The 19,700-nt window shown below is 57.9% G+C and carries 16 protein-coding genes; 6 read left to right on the top strand and 10 right to left on the bottom strand.

Going from position 1 to position 19,700, the window contains the following annotated elements:
- Window positions 1–203: 203 nt before the first annotated feature.
- Both HMPREF2820_RS00795 and HMPREF2820_RS00800 read left to right on the top strand, forming a co-directional pair.
- Window positions 204–959, top strand: coding sequence for an SDR family NAD(P)-dependent oxidoreductase (locus HMPREF2820_RS00795; protein ID WP_168164040.1), 756 nt, complete (start codon window positions 204–206; stop codon window positions 957–959).
- 91 nt (window positions 960–1,050) lie between these two features.
- Complete coding sequence (locus HMPREF2820_RS00800; protein WP_070602285.1) at window positions 1,051–1,494, top strand: DUF2871 domain-containing protein; 444 nt, start codon at window positions 1,051–1,053, stop codon at window positions 1,492–1,494.
- Between the two features lie 112 nt (window positions 1,495–1,606).
- Here HMPREF2820_RS00800 and HMPREF2820_RS00805 read toward each other — a convergent pair whose 3' ends face one another.
- The 3 genes from HMPREF2820_RS00805 to HMPREF2820_RS00815 are packed head-to-tail and all read right to left on the bottom strand — an operon-like array spanning window position 1,607 to window position 6,096.
- Entirely contained in the window at window positions 1,607–4,231 is a 2,625-nt protein-coding gene (locus HMPREF2820_RS00805; RefSeq protein WP_070602287.1) for an ABC transporter permease, read from the bottom strand.
- A gap of 21 nt (window positions 4,232–4,252) precedes the next feature.
- On the bottom strand, window positions 4,253–5,047 hold the full coding sequence (locus HMPREF2820_RS00810) for an ABC transporter ATP-binding protein (protein WP_172954627.1): 795 nt from the start codon (window positions 5,045–5,047) through the stop codon (window positions 4,253–4,255).
- A 17-nt stretch (window positions 5,048–5,064) separates the two neighbouring features.
- Window positions 5,065–6,096, bottom strand: a complete 1,032-nt coding sequence (locus HMPREF2820_RS00815; protein WP_070602289.1) for a pseudouridine synthase — start codon at window positions 6,094–6,096, stop codon at window positions 5,065–5,067.
- 297 nt (window positions 6,097–6,393) lie between these two features.
- Here HMPREF2820_RS00815 and HMPREF2820_RS00820 point away from each other — a divergent pair, with 297 nt between their 5' ends.
- The 3 genes from HMPREF2820_RS00820 (at window position 6,394) to HMPREF2820_RS00830 (ending at window position 8,927) form a co-directional block, all read left to right on the top strand.
- Entirely contained in the window at window positions 6,394–7,293 is a 900-nt protein-coding gene (locus HMPREF2820_RS00820) for a universal stress protein (protein ID WP_005510554.1), read from the top strand.
- A 344-nt stretch (window positions 7,294–7,637) separates the two neighbouring features.
- Window positions 7,638–7,931: a GlsB/YeaQ/YmgE family stress response membrane protein gene (locus HMPREF2820_RS00825; protein WP_070602291.1), complete on the top strand. Its 294-nt coding sequence runs from the start codon at window positions 7,638–7,640 to the stop codon at window positions 7,929–7,931.
- A gap of 375 nt (window positions 7,932–8,306) precedes the next feature.
- Complete coding sequence (locus HMPREF2820_RS00830; protein WP_048731284.1) at window positions 8,307–8,927, top strand: TetR/AcrR family transcriptional regulator; 621 nt, start codon at window positions 8,307–8,309, stop codon at window positions 8,925–8,927.
- A gap of 53 nt (window positions 8,928–8,980) precedes the next feature.
- Here the strand turns inward: HMPREF2820_RS00830 and yidC are convergent, their stop codons facing one another.
- The 4 genes from yidC to HMPREF2820_RS00850 form a co-directional block, all read right to left on the bottom strand.
- Window positions 8,981–10,339 (bottom strand): membrane protein insertase YidC, encoded by a 1,359-nt coding sequence (gene yidC, locus HMPREF2820_RS00835; RefSeq protein ID WP_070602293.1) that lies wholly within the window; start codon window positions 10,337–10,339, stop codon window positions 8,981–8,983.
- A gap of 196 nt (window positions 10,340–10,535) precedes the next feature.
- Entirely contained in the window at window positions 10,536–10,889 is a 354-nt protein-coding gene (locus tag HMPREF2820_RS00840) for a histone-like nucleoid-structuring protein Lsr2 (protein ID WP_069359719.1), read from the bottom strand.
- A gap of 348 nt (window positions 10,890–11,237) precedes the next feature.
- The gene (locus HMPREF2820_RS00845; protein ID WP_246822176.1) at window positions 11,238–12,995 is read right to left on the bottom strand and encodes an alkaline phosphatase D family protein; all 1,758 of its coding nucleotides are present in this window, start codon (window positions 12,993–12,995) and stop codon (window positions 11,238–11,240) included.
- Window positions 12,996–13,155: 160 nt separating this feature from the next.
- Window positions 13,156–13,935 carry a DUF6474 family protein gene (locus tag HMPREF2820_RS00850; protein WP_070602295.1) on the bottom strand — a complete coding sequence of 260 codons (780 nt, stop codon included), beginning with the start codon at window positions 13,933–13,935 and terminating at the stop codon, window positions 13,156–13,158.
- Window positions 13,936–14,108: 173 nt separating this feature from the next.
- On the opposite strand from HMPREF2820_RS00850, the gene HMPREF2820_RS00855 reads away from it, so the two are divergent.
- The gene (locus tag HMPREF2820_RS00855; protein WP_070602296.1) at window positions 14,109–15,929 is read left to right on the top strand and encodes a ribonuclease H-like domain-containing protein; all 1,821 of its coding nucleotides are present in this window, start codon (window positions 14,109–14,111) and stop codon (window positions 15,927–15,929) included.
- Between the two features lie 4 nt (window positions 15,930–15,933).
- On the opposite strand, the gene HMPREF2820_RS00860 is transcribed toward HMPREF2820_RS00855, so the two are convergent.
- The 3 genes from HMPREF2820_RS00860 to HMPREF2820_RS00870 form a co-directional block, all read right to left on the bottom strand.
- Complete coding sequence (locus HMPREF2820_RS00860) at window positions 15,934–16,779, bottom strand: crotonase/enoyl-CoA hydratase family protein (protein ID WP_070602298.1); 846 nt, start codon at window positions 16,777–16,779, stop codon at window positions 15,934–15,936.
- 169 nt (window positions 16,780–16,948) lie between these two features.
- The gene (locus HMPREF2820_RS00865; protein WP_005510435.1) at window positions 16,949–17,545 is read right to left on the bottom strand and encodes a superoxide dismutase; all 597 of its coding nucleotides are present in this window, start codon (window positions 17,543–17,545) and stop codon (window positions 16,949–16,951) included.
- Between the two features lie 136 nt (window positions 17,546–17,681).
- On the bottom strand, window positions 17,682–19,658 hold the full coding sequence (locus HMPREF2820_RS00870) for an alpha/beta-hydrolase family protein (protein ID WP_070602300.1): 1,977 nt from the start codon (window positions 19,656–19,658) through the stop codon (window positions 17,682–17,684).
- Window positions 19,659–19,700 lie beyond the last annotated feature (42 nt).

Here is a 19,700-nt window from a genome sequence, read left to right on the forward strand (position 1 = left end):
GTGGGTCGTGGTTGCCTTGCCCCTTGTGTGGGGTGGGCTGCTGCGGCCCATTTTTTTGTGCCCACGAGTAAACAGAATTAACTAGCGTTTTAGTGCTGCATTTTGCTGTTCGTATGCTTATTCCTATGCGGCGCGCTACGTCGTCGCCGTTTTAATTGCTCCTCCCAGTCAGCTGTATCTTGGAATTCATGCGAGTGGGAATCGTGACTGGAGCATCTCGGGGCATAGGCGCCGTCTTCGCCGATAAACTCGGGCAGCTACGTCCGGACCTAGATGAAATTTGGTGTGTTTCTCGTAGCTACAACGATGATTCTTCCAGCGAGGACTCTGAGCGCTCTAGGAGCCAAGGTCCTCGTCTTCGCCATCTTCGTCTAGACCAGTCCGATGATGATTTTGGCGATAAAATCCGGAATTATGTCGAGCGCCATCACGCGACGATAGTTTACTTAATCCTCAATGCCGCGTATGCGAATTATGGCGATGTTAAAACCCAGGACTTTTCGCAGGCTGATCAAATGATACAGACGAATATTCGCGGTACGGTCGCAGCGGTTTACTCGCTAAACGATCTATTCGGAAAGAACGGCCACATCATTCTCATTTCATCGATCTCAGCTGTAGCACCAACTCCAGGATTAGCGGTATACACGGCATCGAAAGCGTTTATTCGGCATTGGGGTAACAGCCTTAGGGAGGAATTAAAACCTAATGGTGTAACTGTCACTATTTGCTACCCGGGAAAGGTTAAGACCACCGCTCTCCGGGACGTCGTTAAGCAGGCGAAGTCGGTGAAGTTGCGTCTTATGCCGGAGCAGAATCTCAATTATTTAGTGGAGCGCACGTTACGTGCAGCAGAGGTCGGTCGGGCGGAGGTAGCGCCCGGCCTATATGGCCTGGTGATGGCCCTATTCAAAACTGTGCCCGAACGTGTGTTGGCTCGATTCGCGCGGTTAGTTTGAGGCTTCTCTAGTTTCGCGGTATCAAACTTTCGTTTAACCCCCTGGGTTTAGTCTGTTTAGAAGCCAGTGTTATCTGAGTAGGCTACGAAGTATGCGTAAGTTATTCACAGCTGCTTCGGTCTATCTTGGTCTTGGTCTGTTTTCTGGCGTTTTCTATCGTGAATTTACCCGTGCGATGGATTTTGGGGATAAAACGCAGCTCAATACGCTGCACACGCATTTCCTTGTTCTTGGCATGATTTTCTTCATGGTTGCGCTGGCATTGGATGGGCAATTCAATATTTCAGCTGTCAAGGGCTTTGATCGCTGGTTCATCGTTCAGAATGTCGGCATTGTTTGGACGATTGGCATGATGGTGGCTAACGGTATCGTGCACGTTGTTTCAGGCCCGGAGGCCTGGGGTGCGATGTACTCGGGAATTGCAGGGCTCGGCCACATTATCCTGACGGTCGGCTTTGTGTGGTTCTTTATGCTTCTCAATAAGGCGCTGAAGAATCGAGAACGCGAGGTTCGCAAGGCCAACGCGACCGTATAAATTGCCAGCGGAAATGCGTGAGCCGGATAGCTGATTCAGCGTAGGCGATAAGGCGAAATAGAAACCCCGTGCAGAAACAATATCTGCACGGGGCGGTTTCATATAACGGCGACTATTCGTTTGCGATAGCGGCCAGGGGCGGTGTCTTCGCGGCCTTCTGACCAGGGCCGAGAGCAGCAATAATGCCCACAAGCGCAGACCCAAGCAGCATGAGAACGATCTGCAGCCACGGTACCGCGATAGTATTCAGGCCCTCATCCTTCAGCACGGTTAGAAGTGACCAGCCGAGGAACAAGCCGAGGACAATACCTACAACCGCGCCGAAAATGGAGATTTCCACAGATTCCAGGCGAATCATCCGGCGAATCCCCGAGCGTTGCAGGCCGACGGCCCGAAGCATGCCAATCTCCTGGCGGCGCTCGACAACCGAGAGCGCGACAGTATTGATAATTCCCAGAATCGAAATGATGACCGCCAGGGCCAGCAGCGCGTAGACGATTCCCAGCATGACATCGATAGAGGCATTAGCCAGACCCGCAAACTCCTTAGCAGTCATCACCTGTACTACGAGGTAGTCCGCAACTGCGTCGCTAAGCTTTTGCTTCATTTCATCCATGGAGCCGCTGTCTGCCGCGATGGAATCAGAAATATCGACGTAGGTCTGGAAAGGCAACAGGTGGCTGCTTTTGACATATTTATGGGCGGCTTCGTCGGAGACCATAATCGACTGGCCTGGATCATTCGTGTCAGCAAAAATGCCGGTGACGGGGAGCCGTGTTATGCCGCCTTTGGAAACCACTGCGAGCTCAGTGCCAACGTTCCAACCATTCTTTTTCGCTGTTGATTCGCTGATGACAATTCCCGCATCCGGCTTGGCCAGATCGAGGGAGCCCTGTATGGCGCGAGTGCCGTACCATTTGCCGACGTTGGAGTTGAAAACTGACGCATTACTAGATTCCGGTCCGACTTCAGTTTGTTCGCCGTCGGAAGCTATCATCGTGCCGGCTTCTTCAGGCGGGATCACCAGCAGCGCGCCAATCGACAAGGTTGCGGTGTCGTCGACACCATCGATATCCTTCACCGCATCCTCGACCCCAAGCGGCAGGGCCGAATGTGCGGTCAGAGGTGGCGAGAGCACGAAGTCAGCCGTCAGATTGGTCTCTGACCACTCATTGACCGCCTCCTTCATGGACACACCGAACATGCCAATCACAGTCACCAGCGCAAGCCCGAGCGTCAGTGCAAACGATGTGGTTCCCGTTCTGCGCGGATTGCGGTGGGAGTTCGTCGCCGCAAGCTTGCCGACGGTTCCAAAAGGCGCACCTACGACGCGCCCCAGTCCTCCGATCAGAGGCATGGACAGCGCGGGGCCGACAAGCCAGACGGAGGCTACGGCCATCACTGCACCGACACCAACGAAGACGGCACGAATCTTGGTTTCTGCGTCGTTCCACTGCAATGCCCAGGCAATGATTGCGATCGCGGCGGACGCCAGCACAGTACCGGTCCACGTCCTAGCACTGAGGCTATTGCTGGTTGTTTGATCCCCAGAGCGCATGGCTTCTACAGGAGGGACCGCGCCAGCGCGGGCGGCCGGCGTCCAGGCGGCGATCATGGTGATGGCCACGCCGACAAGGAGAGGAACGATGACTGCCACCGGTTCGAATGTCAGGCCATCGCCGGGCATGGAGATACTCATGGCATCGAGAAGCATGAATAGCCCCTGGCTCAGCCCAAATCCCGTGATGACACCTAGTGCGGAACCGATGAGGCCAACAATGAATGCCTCCAAGAGGACGGACGCAGTGAGCTGTCGTCGTGAAGCACCGAGGGCGCGGAGGAGAGCGAATTCCTTCATGCGCTGAGTGACCAGCATGGTGAAAGTATTGGAAATGATGAAGATCCCGACCAGCAGCCCGATGAGCCCGAAAGCGATGAGGAAGTAGTTGACAAAGCTTAAGGCAGAGGAGACACGTTCGGAGGCCTCGTCGGCGAGCTTAGAGCCTGCCTCTACCTTGAGCTCGGGGAATGCTTCTGCGACATCACGGGTAAGCGTGGCAGCGTCAGTGGTGGAATCGGCGGCGAGGGTGAACATGTCCATATGGCTGTCCGCGCCGTAGAGCTCTCGCCACTGATTCTGGGTGAAAAAGACCGCGAGGTAGCCGGTTTCGTCGATGGAGGTATCGGCGATGCCGACGACCTTCACCGTCGCCCGCTCGAGACGGGTGGCCACCTTGATTTCAGTGCCGACGTGGAGGTTGCCGAGTTCGGCGGTAGTGGAGTTGACGACCACCTCACCTGGTGTTTCCGGCGCGTGCCCCTCGGTAACCGTGACCTTGTTGCCCACCGCTTCGGCCGCTGGATAGTAGGGAAGACCCATCGATGGCGAACCATTGGTCTGAATTGGCTTGCCGTCGGCTCCCGTGGCCGTAATGCTGTTGTTGGGATCGCCAATGTTGAGGGCGCGCACCCCGGGGAAGCTTTCGATTTCCTGCACGGTTTCTTCGGTAAGCGCACCGGGATTGTCAGCGGGGGCCGTCACCACCACGTCGACACCGTCATAAGCGGTACTCATTGCGCCCTTAAAGGCCTTGTCCAGCGATGATGTGAACACAAATGCGCCGGTGATGAAGGCCGTGCCCAGCACGACCGAAATAATTGTGAGCACGAGGCGCAACTTGTGCGAGGTGATATTACGCCAGGCGACGCGGCTTAGCGTGGAAGACGATGATGCCATGGGGAGAGATGACCTGCCTTCCTAAAGATTCTCAATATCTGCCATGCGCGCCAAGATATCGGCGGGCGTGGGGTTGCGAAGCTCGTCAACCACGCGGCCATCCGCGAGGAACACAACACGGTCTGCGTAGGAAGCGGCGGTGGCATCATGCGTCACAATGACAACGGTCTGGCCGATGTCATCAACCGCATCGCGGAGAATCGTCAACACCTCACGGGATGAGTTCGAGTCCAAGTTGCCCGTCGGCTCATCGCCAAAGATGATCTCCGGCCGGCTGACGATGGCACGCGCACAGGCGACACGCTGCTGCTGGCCACCGGACAGTTCCGAGGGGCGGTGCGTAAGCCGTTCCTTGAGCCCAAGGCGCGTAGTGATTTCCTCGAACCACTGCTTATCCACCTTACGACCAGCGATATTGATAGGCAGGGTGATGTTCTCCGCCGCTGTCAACGTCGGCACCAAGTTGAAGGACTGGAACACAAAGCCCAGGCGGTCACGCCGCAGCGCCGTAATCTCCTTGTCCGACAGCTTCGACAGTTCCGTCGTGCCGATGTACGCGCTTCCCGACGTCGCGGAGTCCAAGCCGGCCATGCAGTGCATCAATGTCGACTTACCCGACCCGGACGGCCCCATAATCGCGGTGAACTCACCAGCGGCAAAAGAGATATCGACATGGTCCAGTGCAGTAACAGCGGCATTGCCGACACCGTACTTCTTGGTGAGCCCCTCAGCGTAGGCCGCCGCTGGTGGGGCGGAATGCTTCAAAGAAGACTCAGCGGATGATTTGGTGGGGCGTTTTGCATGCTTGGCAGACATGGGGGAGGGGCTCTCTTCTAATTAGATTTGATCAACGGCGAATTAATATCCGGCAGCGAAAGCGGATTGAAAACGCTGCGGCGGGAATGGAACGTTCGTTGTTCACCAGTCACGGGGTCAGCGAAACTCATTTCAACACAGACCAGGTGCAGGGGCTCCGAGGCATTCTCGGCCTCCAGCGGCAGAATCTCCGGGTAGTACTGGTCACCCAGGATGGGAAAGCCCAGTTCACTCAAGTGCAGCCGCAGCTGATGAGTGCGTCCGGTGATGGGCTTCAATTGCCACAGCGCAACGCGACCACTGTCGGCAGCGAGGCCGTCGGCGTCCGAAGGCACGTCGACAAGCGAAATGCGCTCGATGATGGTGTGGGCGTTTGGCTCGCCCTCGAGAGTATAAGCCTGCATCTGGCCAGCAATTTTGTGCTGTCGTGTGCGCAATTCCAGTGGGGTCTCGGGCAGGGCTTCGCTGGCCGCGCCAGCGATGGGTGTAGGCGACGTCAATGCGTGGTAGCGCTTAGTGACTTCCCCCGATGCGAAAAGCCCCTGGTAGGCGCCGCGAACCTCGCGCCGGGCGGTAAAGATGAGCAACCCCGACGTCAGCCTGTCGAGGCGATGCGCGGGAACCAACTCCGGATTACCCAGCTCCCGTCGCAGGCGAACCACAGCAGTTTCCGTAATGTGTCGGCCGCGCGGCATCGTTGCCAAAAACGACGGCTTGTCGACGACCACAAGGTTGTCATCTTGAAAAACAATCGGCATCGGCCCCGCGATTGTGCGCTCCGGTGCCGGGGTGCGGTAAAACCACATTTCCGCGCCGGGCTTCACCATGTCATCTGGACTGTAGGGCACTGAGTTGGCGCGAACGACGAGCCCATCTGCAAAACGCTTGGCCACAGCCGCTTCATCATCGTCTGGGTGGCGGTAGGTTTGACCTGCGATAGCGCCTGCGAGCAGATCCCACGCACGGGTGGGGGCATCGCCACGACGCCCGGGAGCGGCGATGCGGGAGGGGTTGAGCCCATCGCGAATGGGCAGTGGCATGCGACGCATACGGCTGACTTTAACAGGTGCCCCGGATTCACCCGGCGGGCAAGCGGAGCTGCTGGCGCAGGGCTGTGTTGGTACCGCCCCTAATGGCGTAGGTGGACAACATTCTGCCCTGTCGGTCGCAACATAATGGGGGTAGGGTGGAGGTGAAAGTAATAAAAGGGTTGGCTCGGAAGAGTTGACTAAATAGCAAAGCTTGTCCATTAAAATGGCGTCCAAGCAGGTGCGATAGGTGTAGCTGCGTTGCGGTCGGGCCGCGGAGAGCCAATTTTTATGGATCGCATAATAAGGAGGCAATCAATGCCAAGGCAGAACATCATTGTGTGCGCGGTCGATGGCTCGGAGGCATCCAAGACTGCCGTCAAGTGGGCCGCTAACACCGCAGTGAAGCGCGGTGAGCCGCTCCGTCTGGTCAGCAGCTACTCCATGCCGCAGTTCCTCTACGCAGAGGGCATGGTTCCGCCGCAGGAGCTTTACGACGATCTTGAGGCCGAGACCCTGGAGAAGATTAACGAGGCCAAGAAGATTGCCCTCGACTTCGCACCGTCAGTAGATGTCAGCCACCAGATTGAAGAGGGCAGCCCGATTGACATGCTGCTCGACCTGTCTGAGCAGGCAACCATGGTGGTTATGGGCTCTCGCGGTCTGGGTGGGCTCTCTGGCATGGTCATGGGTTCGGTTTCCGCCGCTGTTGTTTCCCACGCATCGTGCCCGGTTGTTGTTGTCCGCGAGGACAACCTGGTAACCGATGAGACCAAGTACGGTCCTGTCGTTGTCGGTGTCGATGGCTCCGATATTTCCGAAAAGGCAACGGAGTACGCATTCCGTGAGGCCGATGCCCGTGGTGCCGAGCTGATTGCAGTTCATACCTGGATGGATATGCAGGTACAGGCTTCCCTGGCTGGCCTTTCCGCAGCTCAGAGCCAGTGGCAGGTTGTGGAAGAGGAGCAGAAGGCTCTGCTCGGCCACCGTCTGGAGAAGTACGCTAAGAAGTACCCGGAAGTGGCCATCAAGAAGGTTGTTACCCGCGACCGCCCGGTTCGTGCTCTGGCTGATGCCTCGGAAGGCTCGCAGCTGCTGGTCGTCGGCAGCCACGGCCGCGGAGGTTTCAAGGGCATGCTGCTCGGCTCCACTTCGCGTGCACTCCTGCAGGCGGCTGCTTGCCCGATGATGGTCGTCCGCCCGGAGACTGACGCCTAAAGCGCCCTTCGAGGGGGCTGAGAAAAGACGCCGGCGGCGGTCGTCGAGGCGCGGTTAGCGCCGAGAGTAGAAACCGTTACCGAATATTTATAAGTAGAACCTAGCCGGTTTCCGACAGGTGTCGGGGCCGGCTTCGGTTTATCCAAATGAGGCCTCTCGTCTGCATAAACCCTGTTTTCATGCAGAAAGTGCAGATTTTATAAGAGTTTTCCTGTGGCTATCCGACTGTTATCTCGCTAGTTTCTCAGTGGCCGAAATGGCCTGATAGTGCTTGCAGTGTATGCAAGAGTTTTCGGAAAGACTTATAGTTGAGTCAGAACGATTTCGGGAAAGGAATATCTATCATGAACGAGATTCTTCTTGCTGCCTCCTTTAGCCCTACTCTGGGCTTCGTTGGTTGGATTATCATCGGTGGTCTTGCCGGCTGGATTGGCTCTAAAATCATGAACACTGATGAGCAGATGGGCATCGTCCTGAATATCGTCGTTGGTATCGTCGGTGGTTTCTTGGGCGGTTGGCTGCTCACCCTGGTCGGCTTTGATGTCGCGAGCGGTGGAATGTTCTTCAGCTTCCTGACCTGTCTGATTGGTGCTGTGATCCTGCTGTGGATTGTCGGCATGATTCAGAAGCGCAAGTAAGCCAAGCAAAACAGCGCGACTATGCACGAAGCGTCGTAACGCGGCTATCTACTGGATAGTGAGCTAGAGCGCGGGGCATCTCATCAACATTGAGATGCCCTTTTTGTTGTGCGGTTGTCGTGACGTTGGCGTTCTGCGATTGTCGTGACATCTGTTGGGGGCGGCAATCATCGCACGCTAAAGTAGGACTAGAGGCTGAAAGACTGACTAGTTTGTTCTTTTACAAAAGCACAGTCGCAGATACGCCTACAATGGAATATCACAGACTATGAACGCCCTGTTCAGTGCTCTGAAAGCAATGGCGCAAACGCCGGTATTTGCGAGTAAGCAGCTGTTAGAACGAGGTGTGACTTTGGAAGGACGAGAGGTACTGCCGTGGCAGAAGCGACAACGGGCAAGGGCGCAAAAGGCGGCCGCGCTTCCTCTCGCCGTCGTAACCGCCCCAGTCCGCGGGAGCGCCTCCTGGCATCAGCGACAACTCTGTTTACAACGGAGGGCATCCGAGTCGTCGGCATTGACCGCATCCTGCGGGAAGCTGATGTGGCCAAAGCTAGCCTGTACTCGTTGTTTGGATCCAAGGACAAGCTAGTCATCGCATATCTGCAAGACCTTGACGCCAAATGGCGGGAGGCTTGGGAGCAGCGAGTGGCCTCTTTGGATACCCCGGCGGAGAAGATTCTCGCTTTCTTTGATCAGTGTATTGCGGAGCAGCCGGCAATCGACTTCCGTGGTTCACACTTCCAGAATGCGGCTAGTGAATATCCGCGGCCGGAAACGGAGTCGGAGCAGGACATCCGTCAGGCCGCAGCCGATCACCGTTCCTGGGTGTGGCAACAGCTGCACACGCTGCTGACTGAAAATGAATCTAGTATGCCGTCCGCTCACGCAAATATGCTGTTGCTCTACCTCGACGGCGGCCTCGCGGGTGCCAAGATGTCCAAAGACCTGAACCCGCTGCAGATGGCGCGCGACCTGGCCCGTGACCTGGTCACGTAAATACTTAATTCCCTTTTTTAACGCGTCGTAGTTCTCGCCTTTTTACTCACGGGCTAATCTCGGAAGCGTTTCCAGTCCGACTCCTTTGAGCCGGTGGCTTTCTTAACCATATTCTTCGTATTCTGGCCGAGTAGCATTCCCAGGTTCTTTGCAATCAGAATTGGCTTCGGCCGTTTCTGTGCTTTTTGAGCCTTCTCGGCTTGTCGTTTCATGTCGTCCCGCACTTTAGCCAGGCCGGGAAGCGGCGGAACTATACCCGAGGAAATTTTCATATCCTGCGTCAGGGACGGCAAATTGTCCTGAGCACCAGGCCGCATCTGGGTCACCATGTAGCGAACCTTCGCAATTTTCAAAGCCTGGGCATATTCTTCTTCCTGCTTTGCTTTACGACGGTCCCGCGATTCCTTCTCAATAGCGGCATATTCACTCTTATGCTGCTTTATCTTCCACGGAGCGAATGCGGATTTGATATAAAAGCGACGCTTGGCCTGCTTTAACTTCTTCTTTTCCTCTCGCTCCGATTCGTATTCACCCTTTTGGTGGTTTTGAAGAGTTCGGAAATCGTCCGTGAGCGGGTAGGTCTTTTCCACATAGCGGGTGAGAATAATATTTTGGGTCAGTGTCCAGAAGTTATTGGTGACCCAGTAGACAATTAGAGCCACAGGTGTTGGGCCAAAGAACCCCGCGAAGAGGATCATCAGCGGTGCGTAGATAAGCATTACGCGCATGAATTTGCTGAGGAATACACTGACGCTATTGGAATAGTCGAGAGTGCGCTGCAACCGGCGGTAGGAAACGACCAAGTTAAAACCGGTGAAAAAGGCCGCTGCCACGATGCCGATAATGCAGAAAGTTAACAGCGAATCATGATTGCCCCCGAGGATTTGCAGTTGCGCCGGGTCCATGCGCAGATATGCGGGTAGAGGCTGTCCCAAGAATGTCGCGCTCAGAAAGTCGGAGATCTCATCCTTAGAGATGAATCCGACATTATGAGACGCAGGCAGCCCAGGCCCCTCAGACGCCCGCAGCATGTGCCTCAGCATGCGAACAAGGCCCATAATCACGGGAATCTGGACGAAGAGGGGCGCCAGCATTACGGAGGTCTTAATTCCCTCTGCTTTGCGCATTTCCTTGCTGGCAAAGTTTACGTATTGTGGCGAGTTCGGCTCGATGCTCCTGCGGTAGCGCTCCTTGAGCATAAAAAGCTGCGGCCGTAGGTTGGCTGTCTTGCGCGCCGAGATAAATTGCTGGAACGCGAGAAACGCTAAAGCGCCACGCACCGTAAACACCAGCAGGAAGAGAGAAAGCGTCCAGGACAGAGAAGACGGCAGGTGAAATACTGAGGCCAGTAAAAGGTGCCACGCCTTAAGGACAAACGAGACCAGCCAAACAAATGGTTCCAAAATGACCACGGGCCGACTCCTCCATGTCAAGGATAAGAAAAGTAAGACAACCGGATGAGGCCGGTGTGCCAATTCCAGCCGCTATCCTAGCGACTCGAATTACCTGCCCCAACTTTAAAACAGGGCCCCGCTGTGGCGGGACCCTGTTTTAAAGATAGTAAAGCTGGGTGAAACCCAGTGGAAGGCAAATGGACCTGGGTGAGAACTAGTTAGCGCTCTCGTACTTTTCAATAATGTGCTTTGGCAGCGCACCACGGTCTGCAACATCCATGCCATTCTCTCGTGCCCACTGGCGAATCTTGCGATTGCGATCACGGGCCTCAGCGGCATTGGGATTAGCGGAAGAGCGCTTACGCGGAGCTACAACCGTGCTGTGATCAATGGAAGCTTTCGCAATATACGGTTCTAATACCTGCTCGAACTTCTCTGCATTTTCCTGAGAGAGGTCGAGAATGTAGTTCTTACCGCGGAAAGAGAAACGAACGACTTGGTGGTCTGCGGAATCAAGTGGAGTCCCATCGAGGTCGTCGATGTACTGAATTAGTTCGCGGCGTGCCATAGAATCCCTGCCTAAGCTTGGTGCTGAACTTGTAATAATGAAGAAGGCTTACGGTGAAACTTCAATACGGTGAAATTTCAAATTAATATCAAGCCCTATTTTCTTTCCCCCACAGTATAAGTGCAAAGAAATTTAATGTCTATTGACGATAATTTAGCTTGATTGTGCAACTTATATTGAATACATGGTTTGTTAATAATTCGATTAATTGTGCACAAGAACTTGGGGTAATAAAAAGACGGCCCTGCATGTTGTGCAGGGCCGTCGTGAACAGCAACTACGTCACTGAGGGCGCAATGCGGGGTGCGCACTCGGTAGTCGTCGTAAAGCGAAAGGACGAGAAGGCGCTTAAGCCTGGGTCATGCCCTGACCCGGCTTGCCGCGGTAGGTAGCGGCGACGAAAAGCGGCTGGTCCGGGTCTTCCTTGACCTCGACAAGGCGGTACTCAGAGGTAACGTCCTCGCGGCCGAAGTAGACGGCAGTGTAGCCGTGGCGGTCGAACTCGAGGTAGTTGACGTACGGGTTCGCAGCCTTGAGTCCAGCGGTAGCAGCCAAGGAAATCGGGTTGTCCTGAGGCAGCTTCACAATGTCATCGATATTCGGGGCGCTGACGGAAGTACAGACAATCTCAATAGCGGCAATGCCGGCACTCGGGTACTCGCCCGGGACCTTCGGTACGTTGCAGTTCCAGGAGGAGTGAATATCGCCGGTGAGGAAGACAACGTTGTCGTAGCCTTCCTTATCCATGATGTTGATCAGCTTACGACGCTCAGCAGCGTAGCCATCCCACTGATCCAAGTTGTACGGCAGGCCGTCCTGAGGCAAGCTCAGCAGCTCGGTGACAGCGCGGGTGGCCTCCGGATCCAGCGGCGGAACCAGCACCGGAGTGAACATGACGGAGTTGCCCACGACACGCCACTTTGCGCTCGAGGAACGCCACTGGCCGAGCAGGTAATTGAACTGCTCAGAGCCGAGCATGGAGCGGTTCTCATCATCGGTCTCGCCAGCGCGGATGAACTTCAGCTGCTGGTCACGGTAGGTGCGCAGGTCCAGCATGGTCAGGTCGGCGAGATCGCCGAAACGGAAGCTGCGGTAGAGCTTTCCGCCCTGGGAGAACGGGACCGCGCGAACCGGCAGCCACTCCAGGTAAGCCTGGATAGCGGCGTCGCGGCGGGCAATGTAGTCGCCTTCGGTCTCCGGGTCGTGGTTCTCAGCGCCACTGTGCCAATCATCGTTGGCGACCTCGTGGTCGTCCCAGGTCACAATCCACGGCTTTGCGCGGTGAGCTTCCTGCAGGTCCGCATCGGTACGGTAGGTGGCGTAGCGCAGGCGGTAGTCAGCGAGAGAAATGATCTCGTGAGCCGGCTTGTGGTCACGAACCGGGCCCTTGCCGGAGTAGCCACCGGCCTCGTACTCGTAGATGTAGTCACCGACACACATGATGATGTCGATGCGGTCATTTTCCGCCATATCGCGGTAAGCGGAGAAGAAGCCACTTTCCCAGTTAGCGCAGGAAGTCAGCGCGATGCCCAGGTGATCTGGCGAGGAGTTCACCGGCGGCGCAGTGCGAGTCTGGCCAATCGGGGAAACCTGGCCCGCGTGATCACCAGCGGTGACGGTAAAGCGGTAGAAGTAGTAGGAATCAGCGGAGAGACCCTTGACATCGATCTTGACAGTGTTGTCAGCATCCGGGTCGGTGTTCAGGGCGCCAGAGGCAACGATGTTGCCGAAGCCCTCATCAGAAGCGACTTCCCACTTCAGTGCAACAGGGCGGCCCTGGTTTGCACCTGCGGTATCGCCTGGGTGTGAGGTCACACGAGTCCAGATAAGAACCGAGTCCGGCAGTGGGTCGCCAGAGGCCACGCCGTGTTGGAATACCTGAAAACCACCGGAACCGCCAGCATTAGCTGGGGACTGTGACTCAGGATTTGCCCCCGCACTGGTAGCGGTTGCCAGGCCGATGGCTCCGGCAGCAGCACCGGTAGCGCCGGCACGCAGTACGGCACGACGAGAAGGGGTGAATGGCTTTTGGGCTGTTGCGTCGCTGTTCGAGACCGCACCGTTCAGATTCGAGGCTGCAGTCTGAGATTTATCTGAAGATGGCATAGCCTTCATTACAGTAGTTCTCAGTCCGTAGCGCCATCGGTGGGAAAAAATAGCCCGATACGGGGGTAATAAGAGCAAAAGCGCGACTGTTGCTGTTCAACAACAGTCGCGCTCAATTCGATGAATCTCGGCGAGTGGCCTCAACCTGAAGCGGCCGGGTTTACGCGCCCAGCTCCGAAATAATCTGGCGGTCCAGCGAATCCAGCTCCGCGGTAATGGAGTGGTGCGCGCGACGACGCTGCTCCGGGGTCATCTTCTCGGCAGTATTAATAGCATCAGTCATGACATCCAGACGCGAGTTGGCGTCCTTGATAAAACCATCGATGCCCTTGGCGCCCGACTTACGCAGCTCCGTCAGCGAACCGCGAGTAGCCTCAATGCGGGCCAGCAGCGGTGCACCGTGCCCCTGGTAACGAGCGGCATCATTAGCGGAAACACCGAACTTCTGCGCGGCCGACGAGTGTTCACGGCGCTGAATGGCAGTGATAGCGCGGTAGGCCAGCGGAACCAGCACCGGTACCAGCAGGCGCGCGCCACCGATCCACGACTTTGCCTTGTCCTTGTTGAAGCCCTGGCTGCGCTGCTGTGCCAGGATCTTCTCGGCCATCTTGGTCTGGTGACGCTGCTTGGCAGCCAGCGCCTTCTTCTCGTCCTTGGCACTTGCCTTGCGGATCTTCTCCGCGCGCTTCAGAGCACGGTTTTCCAGCTTGAGTTCCTTCTTACCGAGCTTTTCCTCAGAACGAACGCGGCCAGCGGCCTCCTTCAGCTCCAGCTTGTGCTGGTGCTTCTGGTCGCGCTTAGCGGCCTTGACCTCAGCCTTGTGTGCCTTGCGATTAAGTCGAGCTGCGTGGCGAGCCTCTTCCTTGGCCTTCGCCTTGGCAGCCTTCACCTGCTTGGCGGTTTCGCGCCGACGCTCACGGATGTCACCCAAGAAGCTCATTTTTTCCTTCGCCTAGTTGCTCGCAGATAGTCCCTCCGGAAAAGCGGGGCGGAAAACCCTTAAACCCCACCGCGCCGGAGTGCGCTTGCCAGATGCAGTGGCTGCATCACGATTCTTGCTATCCAAGCTTAACGTGAAACTTCCTACCGAGTGGCGATACGCTAATTCTCATTGTGACTGATTCATCCGTTTCGCGCCCGCTTCTCCACGCGAGCGACCTCATCGGCTGCCGCTACCGGCTGAGCCTCGACCTGCGCGAGGGGCGGCTAGTCGAACCTGCTTCTCACCAAGAGCACCGCTTGCCGACGTCCATCGCGTCCATCCCCGACCTGTACACAGTGGCCTCGGGGCCGGACGCTCACCTGGATACCCTTGAGGCCATCGCCCGTGGAGAAAGCGTCATCGCCGGTGGCGTGCTCATGCATGAGCGCCCGATTCCCGGCGGGGTGTACTCGGGAATCGACGAGATTTGCCACCCTGATCTGTTGGTCAAGGTCGATGATTCACCGCAGACGACCTCACCGACGTACATGCCGGTCCTGGTTGTCACACGGCATCTGCTCTCTGCGCGCAAACAGGGCCGGCGGCGTAAGCCGTCGTCAAGCAATGCGGCGCGTGCGGCGGCGATGCAGGTACGACTGCTGGGCGTTGACCGGCTCGGGCGTGATGGTGTGATGGGGCGGACCCTGCGTCAGGCGATGGTTGTCACGGATGAGTGGAAGCTACGGCATTACGGACCTGATGCTGTGAAGCTGGGGCAGGCGGCGGCGATGCTGCACCGGCTGGGCGTGTCCTGTGGCCTGGTGGGGGCGATTAGTGCCACCGGAATGAATCTGGATACACGGCATATCGTCATTGCTGATGAGGGTTCGCGCGTGGCCTCGTACCGGATGGCGTTGCGCGACGCGCGTGATGCCGTCGCTGCCACTCAGGGGCGACCGTCACGGTTTACGCCAGGGACCTGGCCGCTGGCGCCACGGCGCATCCGGGAGTGCCGAACCTGCCATCACCACGACCGTTGCTTCGATGAGCTGACCGCAAGTGACGACATTTCCCTCCTTCTACCTGGGGATAAGTCCATGCGGTTGCGCAGCGTGGGCATCGACACGGTCACGGCATTGGCGCAGGCGAGTACCAACACTCCGCACGTCAGCAAGGAGCAGGTGTGGATGGCGAGGGCGCGGCTTGCCGACGTCGACGCGCTCCGGGTAGCCGCCAAGACATCGGCCCCGCGTGGCGATGTCGAGATGGACATCGATATGGAGGCGTATCCCAACGATGGCGCCTACCTGTGGGGAACCTGGGTGCCCGGGGAGGACTACCGTGGCTTCATCACCTGGGAGCCACCGGGGCCAGAGGGGCTCGGCGGCACGGCGGAGGCCAGGAATTTTGCGATTTTCTGGGATTACCTGATGCGGCGTCGAAATGCGGCGCATGAACAAGGCAAGACCTTCCGCGCCTATTGCTGGGCGGCGGAGGGCGAGAACTATTGGCTACGTCAGAGCGCTACCCGGTTCGGCGGCCAGGAATATGTGGTGCCCGCAGATTCGGCGGATTTGGCCACAGGTGATGTGGCTGGTTCCGGTTTCGAGGCAGCTGGCCCGACAAAGATTGTGCGGGTGCCGACCCGCGAAGAAGTGGACAAGTTCATTGCCTCGGAGGACTGGGTGGACATGCTGAAGGTCGCCCGTCGCCAGATCCTCTCCACCGTCGGCATGGGGCTGAAAGTCGTGGCCCCGTGGTCGGGCTTCCACTGGCGCGACGCCGATGTTGACGGCGAGGCATCGCTGGATCTGTATCGCATTGCGACGGCCACTGACCTCGACTTTGTCGCGGAACAGTCCTTTGAAAAGCTCACGCAAGCCGAGGCGCGCGCTATGCTGCTGCGCTACAACGGCGATGACTGCCGATCGGTAGCCCACGTCCGCGACTGGCTGGATTCACAGCGCGCGGCCGCGGACCTGCCGCATGGGGATGACCTGCCGGTTCCTTAGCGCGCTAACCACGCGTCCACGTGCCGCGCCGGGCGAACTTAGGTGAGACCTTCTTCATCGCAGCATTGCGAATGATGGCCGTGTTCTTGCGGGCTAACAGCAGCAACTGCTGTGTGCGCTCGGCACGGAATGTTGAGCGAGGCGATCGGTGCACATCGCGGAAAAGCCGCTTGGTCGCCGCCAGCTGATCCGGCGAACGCGTCGCCAGCTGTGCCAATTTCTCCTTGGCCAGCTCAAGCGCAGCGTCCTCCGTGTCCACGGCCCACGTCGCCAGACCGATCTCAGTTGCTTCCTTGCCGTTGAGTTCTTCGCCAGACATAGTCAGCCAACGTGCAGTATCGGCGCTGACCTCGTCGAGAATGGTTCGCATACCGGACATATCCGGAATCAGCCCCCACTTCGCTTCGAGGATTGACCACTTGGCATCGCTCGTCGTAATGCGGAAATCAGCACCTAGCGCAATCTGTAGACCACCGCCGTAACAGTGCCCATGCACCGCCGCAATGACCGGCACCGGCAGGCGTCGCCAGTCCCAGCAGGCGCGCTGGAACAGGTTCGTGCCGTGGATATCGGGGACGAATGAGCGCAGAATGCGCGAGGGCTTCTTAAATGCCGACGCGAAATCGAGCCCAGCGCAAAACGATTTGCCCTCGCCACGTAGAATCACGCCGCGCAGATCACGGTCGGTTGCCAGTTTCCGGGCGACGGCGGACAGCTCGGTCAGCATCTCAAGTGTTAGACCGTTGAGTTTGTCTCCGCGGTTCAAACTGACGACAGCGATTTTCGCCGCCTCTGAATCAGCTACGGCGAGGTGTTCATAGGTGACGTTGACATTGTTGCTGGTGCTCATGGGCACTAACGCTAAACGACGGCTACGTGTGCCGCCCGGGAAATACCAAAAGTGGTCTCAAACAAGACATAAAAAACCGACCCGCTGAGGGTAAGCCCCGTCAGCGAGCCGGTAAGCCATCTTTAGCGCGCGGCAGGGACGCGTAAAAGTCGCGCGCTGTTAGCCGAGATTACTTGGCGGCTGCGAACAACTCTGCAGCGTAATCCCAGTTGAAGACGTTCCAGACAGCCTTGACGTAGTCAGCCTTGACGTTCTTGTACTGCAGGTAGAAAGCGTGCTCCCACATATCCAGCAGCAGAACCGGCTTCAGGTTGATGGACAGGTTGCCCTGCTGATCAGTCATCTGCTCAATAACCAGGCGCTCTGCAATGGTGTCGTAACCCAGAACAGCCCAGCCGGAGCCCTGCAGACCCAGAGCAGCAGCGTTGAAGTGAGCCTGGAACTTCTCGAAAGAACCGAAGTCGCGCTCGATAGCCTCAGCCAGCTCGCCGGTCGGCTGGCCGCCACCGTTCGGGGACAGCAGCTTCCAGAACAGGGAGTGGTTGGTGTGGCCACCCAGGTTAAAGGCCAGGTCCTTGGACAGGCCGGTAACAGCTGCGAAGTCGCCGGACTCGCGAGCAGCAGCGAGCTTCTCCAGAGCAGCGTTGGCGCCGTTGACGTAATTAGCGTGGTGCTTGCTGTGGTGCAGCTCCATAATCTCGCCGGAGATGTGCGGCTCCAGAGCGTCGTAAGCGTAATCCAGCTCAGGAAGTTCGTACTTAGTCATTAGGAAAATTCCTCCTCAACACGTTTTTAGGTTGTGCCGTCGATGGTACTCAAGATGAGTGGATGCGCAACCATTTAAGCAATACAATTAATGCGAAATTCATAAAAAATGCTGTTCAGGGATATCTGTCACAAGTTTATGAACGCGGCGGCTGAGTGCGGCGAATCCATTTACTCACGCGCTTGAAGCGCATTCCGGCTGCGCCACCCAGGTCGTCGTCAAGCGGAATGTCGAGGATGGAAGCCCACGTTGGCAGCATTTCTTCCTCGTACCGGTGGCCGTGACCACCGGGGACGGTGACGGAGGCGAGGCCGTCGATAAGCACCTGCCAGAAGGTGACGAACGGGTGCCAGCGCATGGAGGGGAGGACATCGCGGCCGACGCGCTCTGCAAGCCAGTCGGGGCGGCGCCAGGCCAGCGGGTAATCCCACCAGACGATGGGGTCAGAGGCATGCTGCAGGAATGCGACGCGCGGGAACTCCCACGGCCCGAACTTGGTGCCATAGAACGAGTGGTACAGCTCGTCGGGGCGCGTAGCGAAGCGGATGTTTCGACCCTCGTCGATGACCGGAGCGATTTCTGGGGACCCCTTTGTCCGGCGGTGCGTCAGCTCTTTCCACATTGCGGAGAACTGCGGTGTGCCAGTCCAAACAGCACCGTCGACGCGTGCGAGCATGTCGGCGGAATTCTCGAACGCGCCGAGACCGCCAAACCCGCCGAGGGATTCACCGGCGACGTAGACCTTTGGCCGGTCGTTTTCCGGCATTTTGTCGACTTCCTGCAACACCCGATGGATAAGAGTGTGGCCAGCTGCGATTGGGGTTTCGTGGTCCGTTAGCCACGCCACTGGGGAGGGCAGGTCAGAGTACTGCAGAGCGACAGTGGCGCAGTTGCCAAGGGTCAAGAACTCTGCAGCCTGTGCCGACCACGGTGGCACCCAACCTGTGCCGGTGGTGGTGAAGACAACCAGGTGATCGCGCCGGAACGCGCCGGTGCGGTGCATCTCGCGGATGATGAGCTCCGCCTGTTCCCGCAGAGAACGGCCTCGCACCTTGCCCGCATAAATGCGGATGGGTTCCTGCAGTTCGGAGAGCGGCTTGCCAGTAACCACTGCCAAATCTCGGGCACGGGGGCCTTCGGCGACGAAGACGCGACCCTCGGCACCGAGTGCGTACCACGGCTCCAGAGACCATGGGCTTCCGGAACGTTCCGGCTCCCACGGCTGCATGCGACCTGGAACGACCAGGGTATTCAGGTAGCGGGACTTCTTGGCGATGGACTCCAAAGTCCGACGGATAAGCAGTCGGTCAATGCTGGCGGCCACGGCACCACCGACGATGGCACCACTGAGAACCGGGGCGAGACCGCGAGGAAGCCAGGGGCGGAGGTTGTCCCGCAGTAGGTCATAGCCGCGGTTGGCCAGCGCGGAGAGCCCCCGAGTGGTCAGGTAGAGACCACTGGCAATCATTGTGGAGGCGAACTGGCTGCGTGCGGATTCCTGCTCATCCTTGCCCACCAGGCGACCAATTTCGCGCTGCTGGGAAATGGAGCGCAGCCACAGCGCCGCGGTGGTGGCCGTGGTGGCCACGTGCCAGGTCACGGCCAGTGCGCGTTCGTGACGAGGTGCCAGCGCAAAGCGGCTGAGTGAAGTGCTGGCCAGACGCCGCATCGTCGTGTTGTAGCCATAGCCGATGGCCACCCCGGTGACATGGCCCGCCAGCTGTGCCAGGAAGGTCACAGTAACGGTGGCGGTCCGAGTGCGCGGCATCAGCGAGGGGCTAAAGGCAGCCCATGACGCAATTTCTGCACCAATTAGACCGGGGTTGGAGGGGATGCCGGCCCGCAGTGCGCTGCGGATAGTGCCGGGGCCGGTACCTAGGAGGCGTTCGCGAAAGACTTTCGCGGCCATCAGGCTGCCGGTGCCGACTGCGCCCAGCGCTTTGGCCATGCCAGCTGTGCCAGCGACTCCTGTAATTCCCGTTCGTGCTGCTCGTGCAGCTCGCACTGTCCTGGCGGTTTCGATTGGCTGAGCTACAGGTGTGTCGCCCGTAGACGCAATCGAGGGCGCAATCGAAGTAAATGCGCGACGCAGGAATCCCATGACTCCCATCATGACAAAATTTTTTCCACGGGGGTTATTCATCCCGCGCCAGTT

It is taken from the genome of Corynebacterium sp. HMSC064E08, from assembly GCF_001811805.1.
Classification (GTDB): domain Bacteria; phylum Actinomycetota; class Actinomycetes; order Mycobacteriales; family Mycobacteriaceae; genus Corynebacterium; species Corynebacterium jeikeium_D.

What these genes read in the sequence shown, in the direction of transcription:
- HMPREF2820_RS00840 (WP_069359719.1), bottom strand. Translation starts at nt 10,889, where the DNA reads ATGGCACGCCGCGAACTAATTCAGTACATCGACGACCTCGATGGGACT.
- HMPREF2820_RS00825 (WP_070602291.1), top strand. Translation starts at nt 7,638, where the DNA reads ATGAACGAGATTCTTCTTGCTGCCTCCTTTAGCCCTACTCTGGGCTTC.
- HMPREF2820_RS00800 (WP_070602285.1), top strand. Translation starts at nt 1,051, where the DNA reads ATGCGTAAGTTATTCACAGCTGCTTCGGTCTATCTTGGTCTTGGTCTG.
- HMPREF2820_RS00860 (WP_070602298.1), bottom strand. Translation starts at nt 16,779, where the DNA reads ATGAGCACCAGCAACAATGTCAACGTCACCTATGAACACCTCGCCGTA.
- HMPREF2820_RS00870 (WP_070602300.1), bottom strand. Translation starts at nt 19,658, where the DNA reads ATGATGGGAGTCATGGGATTCCTGCGTCGCGCATTTACTTCGATTGCG.
- HMPREF2820_RS00820 (WP_005510554.1), top strand. Translation starts at nt 6,394, where the DNA reads ATGCCAAGGCAGAACATCATTGTGTGCGCGGTCGATGGCTCGGAGGCA.
- HMPREF2820_RS00805 (WP_070602287.1), bottom strand. Translation starts at nt 4,231, where the DNA reads ATGGCATCATCGTCTTCCACGCTAAGCCGCGTCGCCTGGCGTAATATC.
- HMPREF2820_RS00815 (WP_070602289.1), bottom strand. Translation starts at nt 6,096, where the DNA reads ATGCGTCGCATGCCACTGCCCATTCGCGATGGGCTCAACCCCTCCCGC.
- HMPREF2820_RS00810 (WP_172954627.1), bottom strand. Translation starts at nt 5,047, where the DNA reads ATGTCTGCCAAGCATGCAAAACGCCCCACCAAATCATCCGCTGAGTCT.
- HMPREF2820_RS00850 (WP_070602295.1), bottom strand. Translation starts at nt 13,935, where the DNA reads ATGAGCTTCTTGGGTGACATCCGTGAGCGTCGGCGCGAAACCGCCAAG.
- HMPREF2820_RS00865 (WP_005510435.1), bottom strand. Translation starts at nt 17,545, where the DNA reads ATGACTAAGTACGAACTTCCTGAGCTGGATTACGCTTACGACGCTCTG.
- HMPREF2820_RS00845 (WP_246822176.1), bottom strand. Translation starts at nt 12,995, where the DNA reads ATGCCATCTTCAGATAAATCTCAGACTGCAGCCTCGAATCTGAACGGT.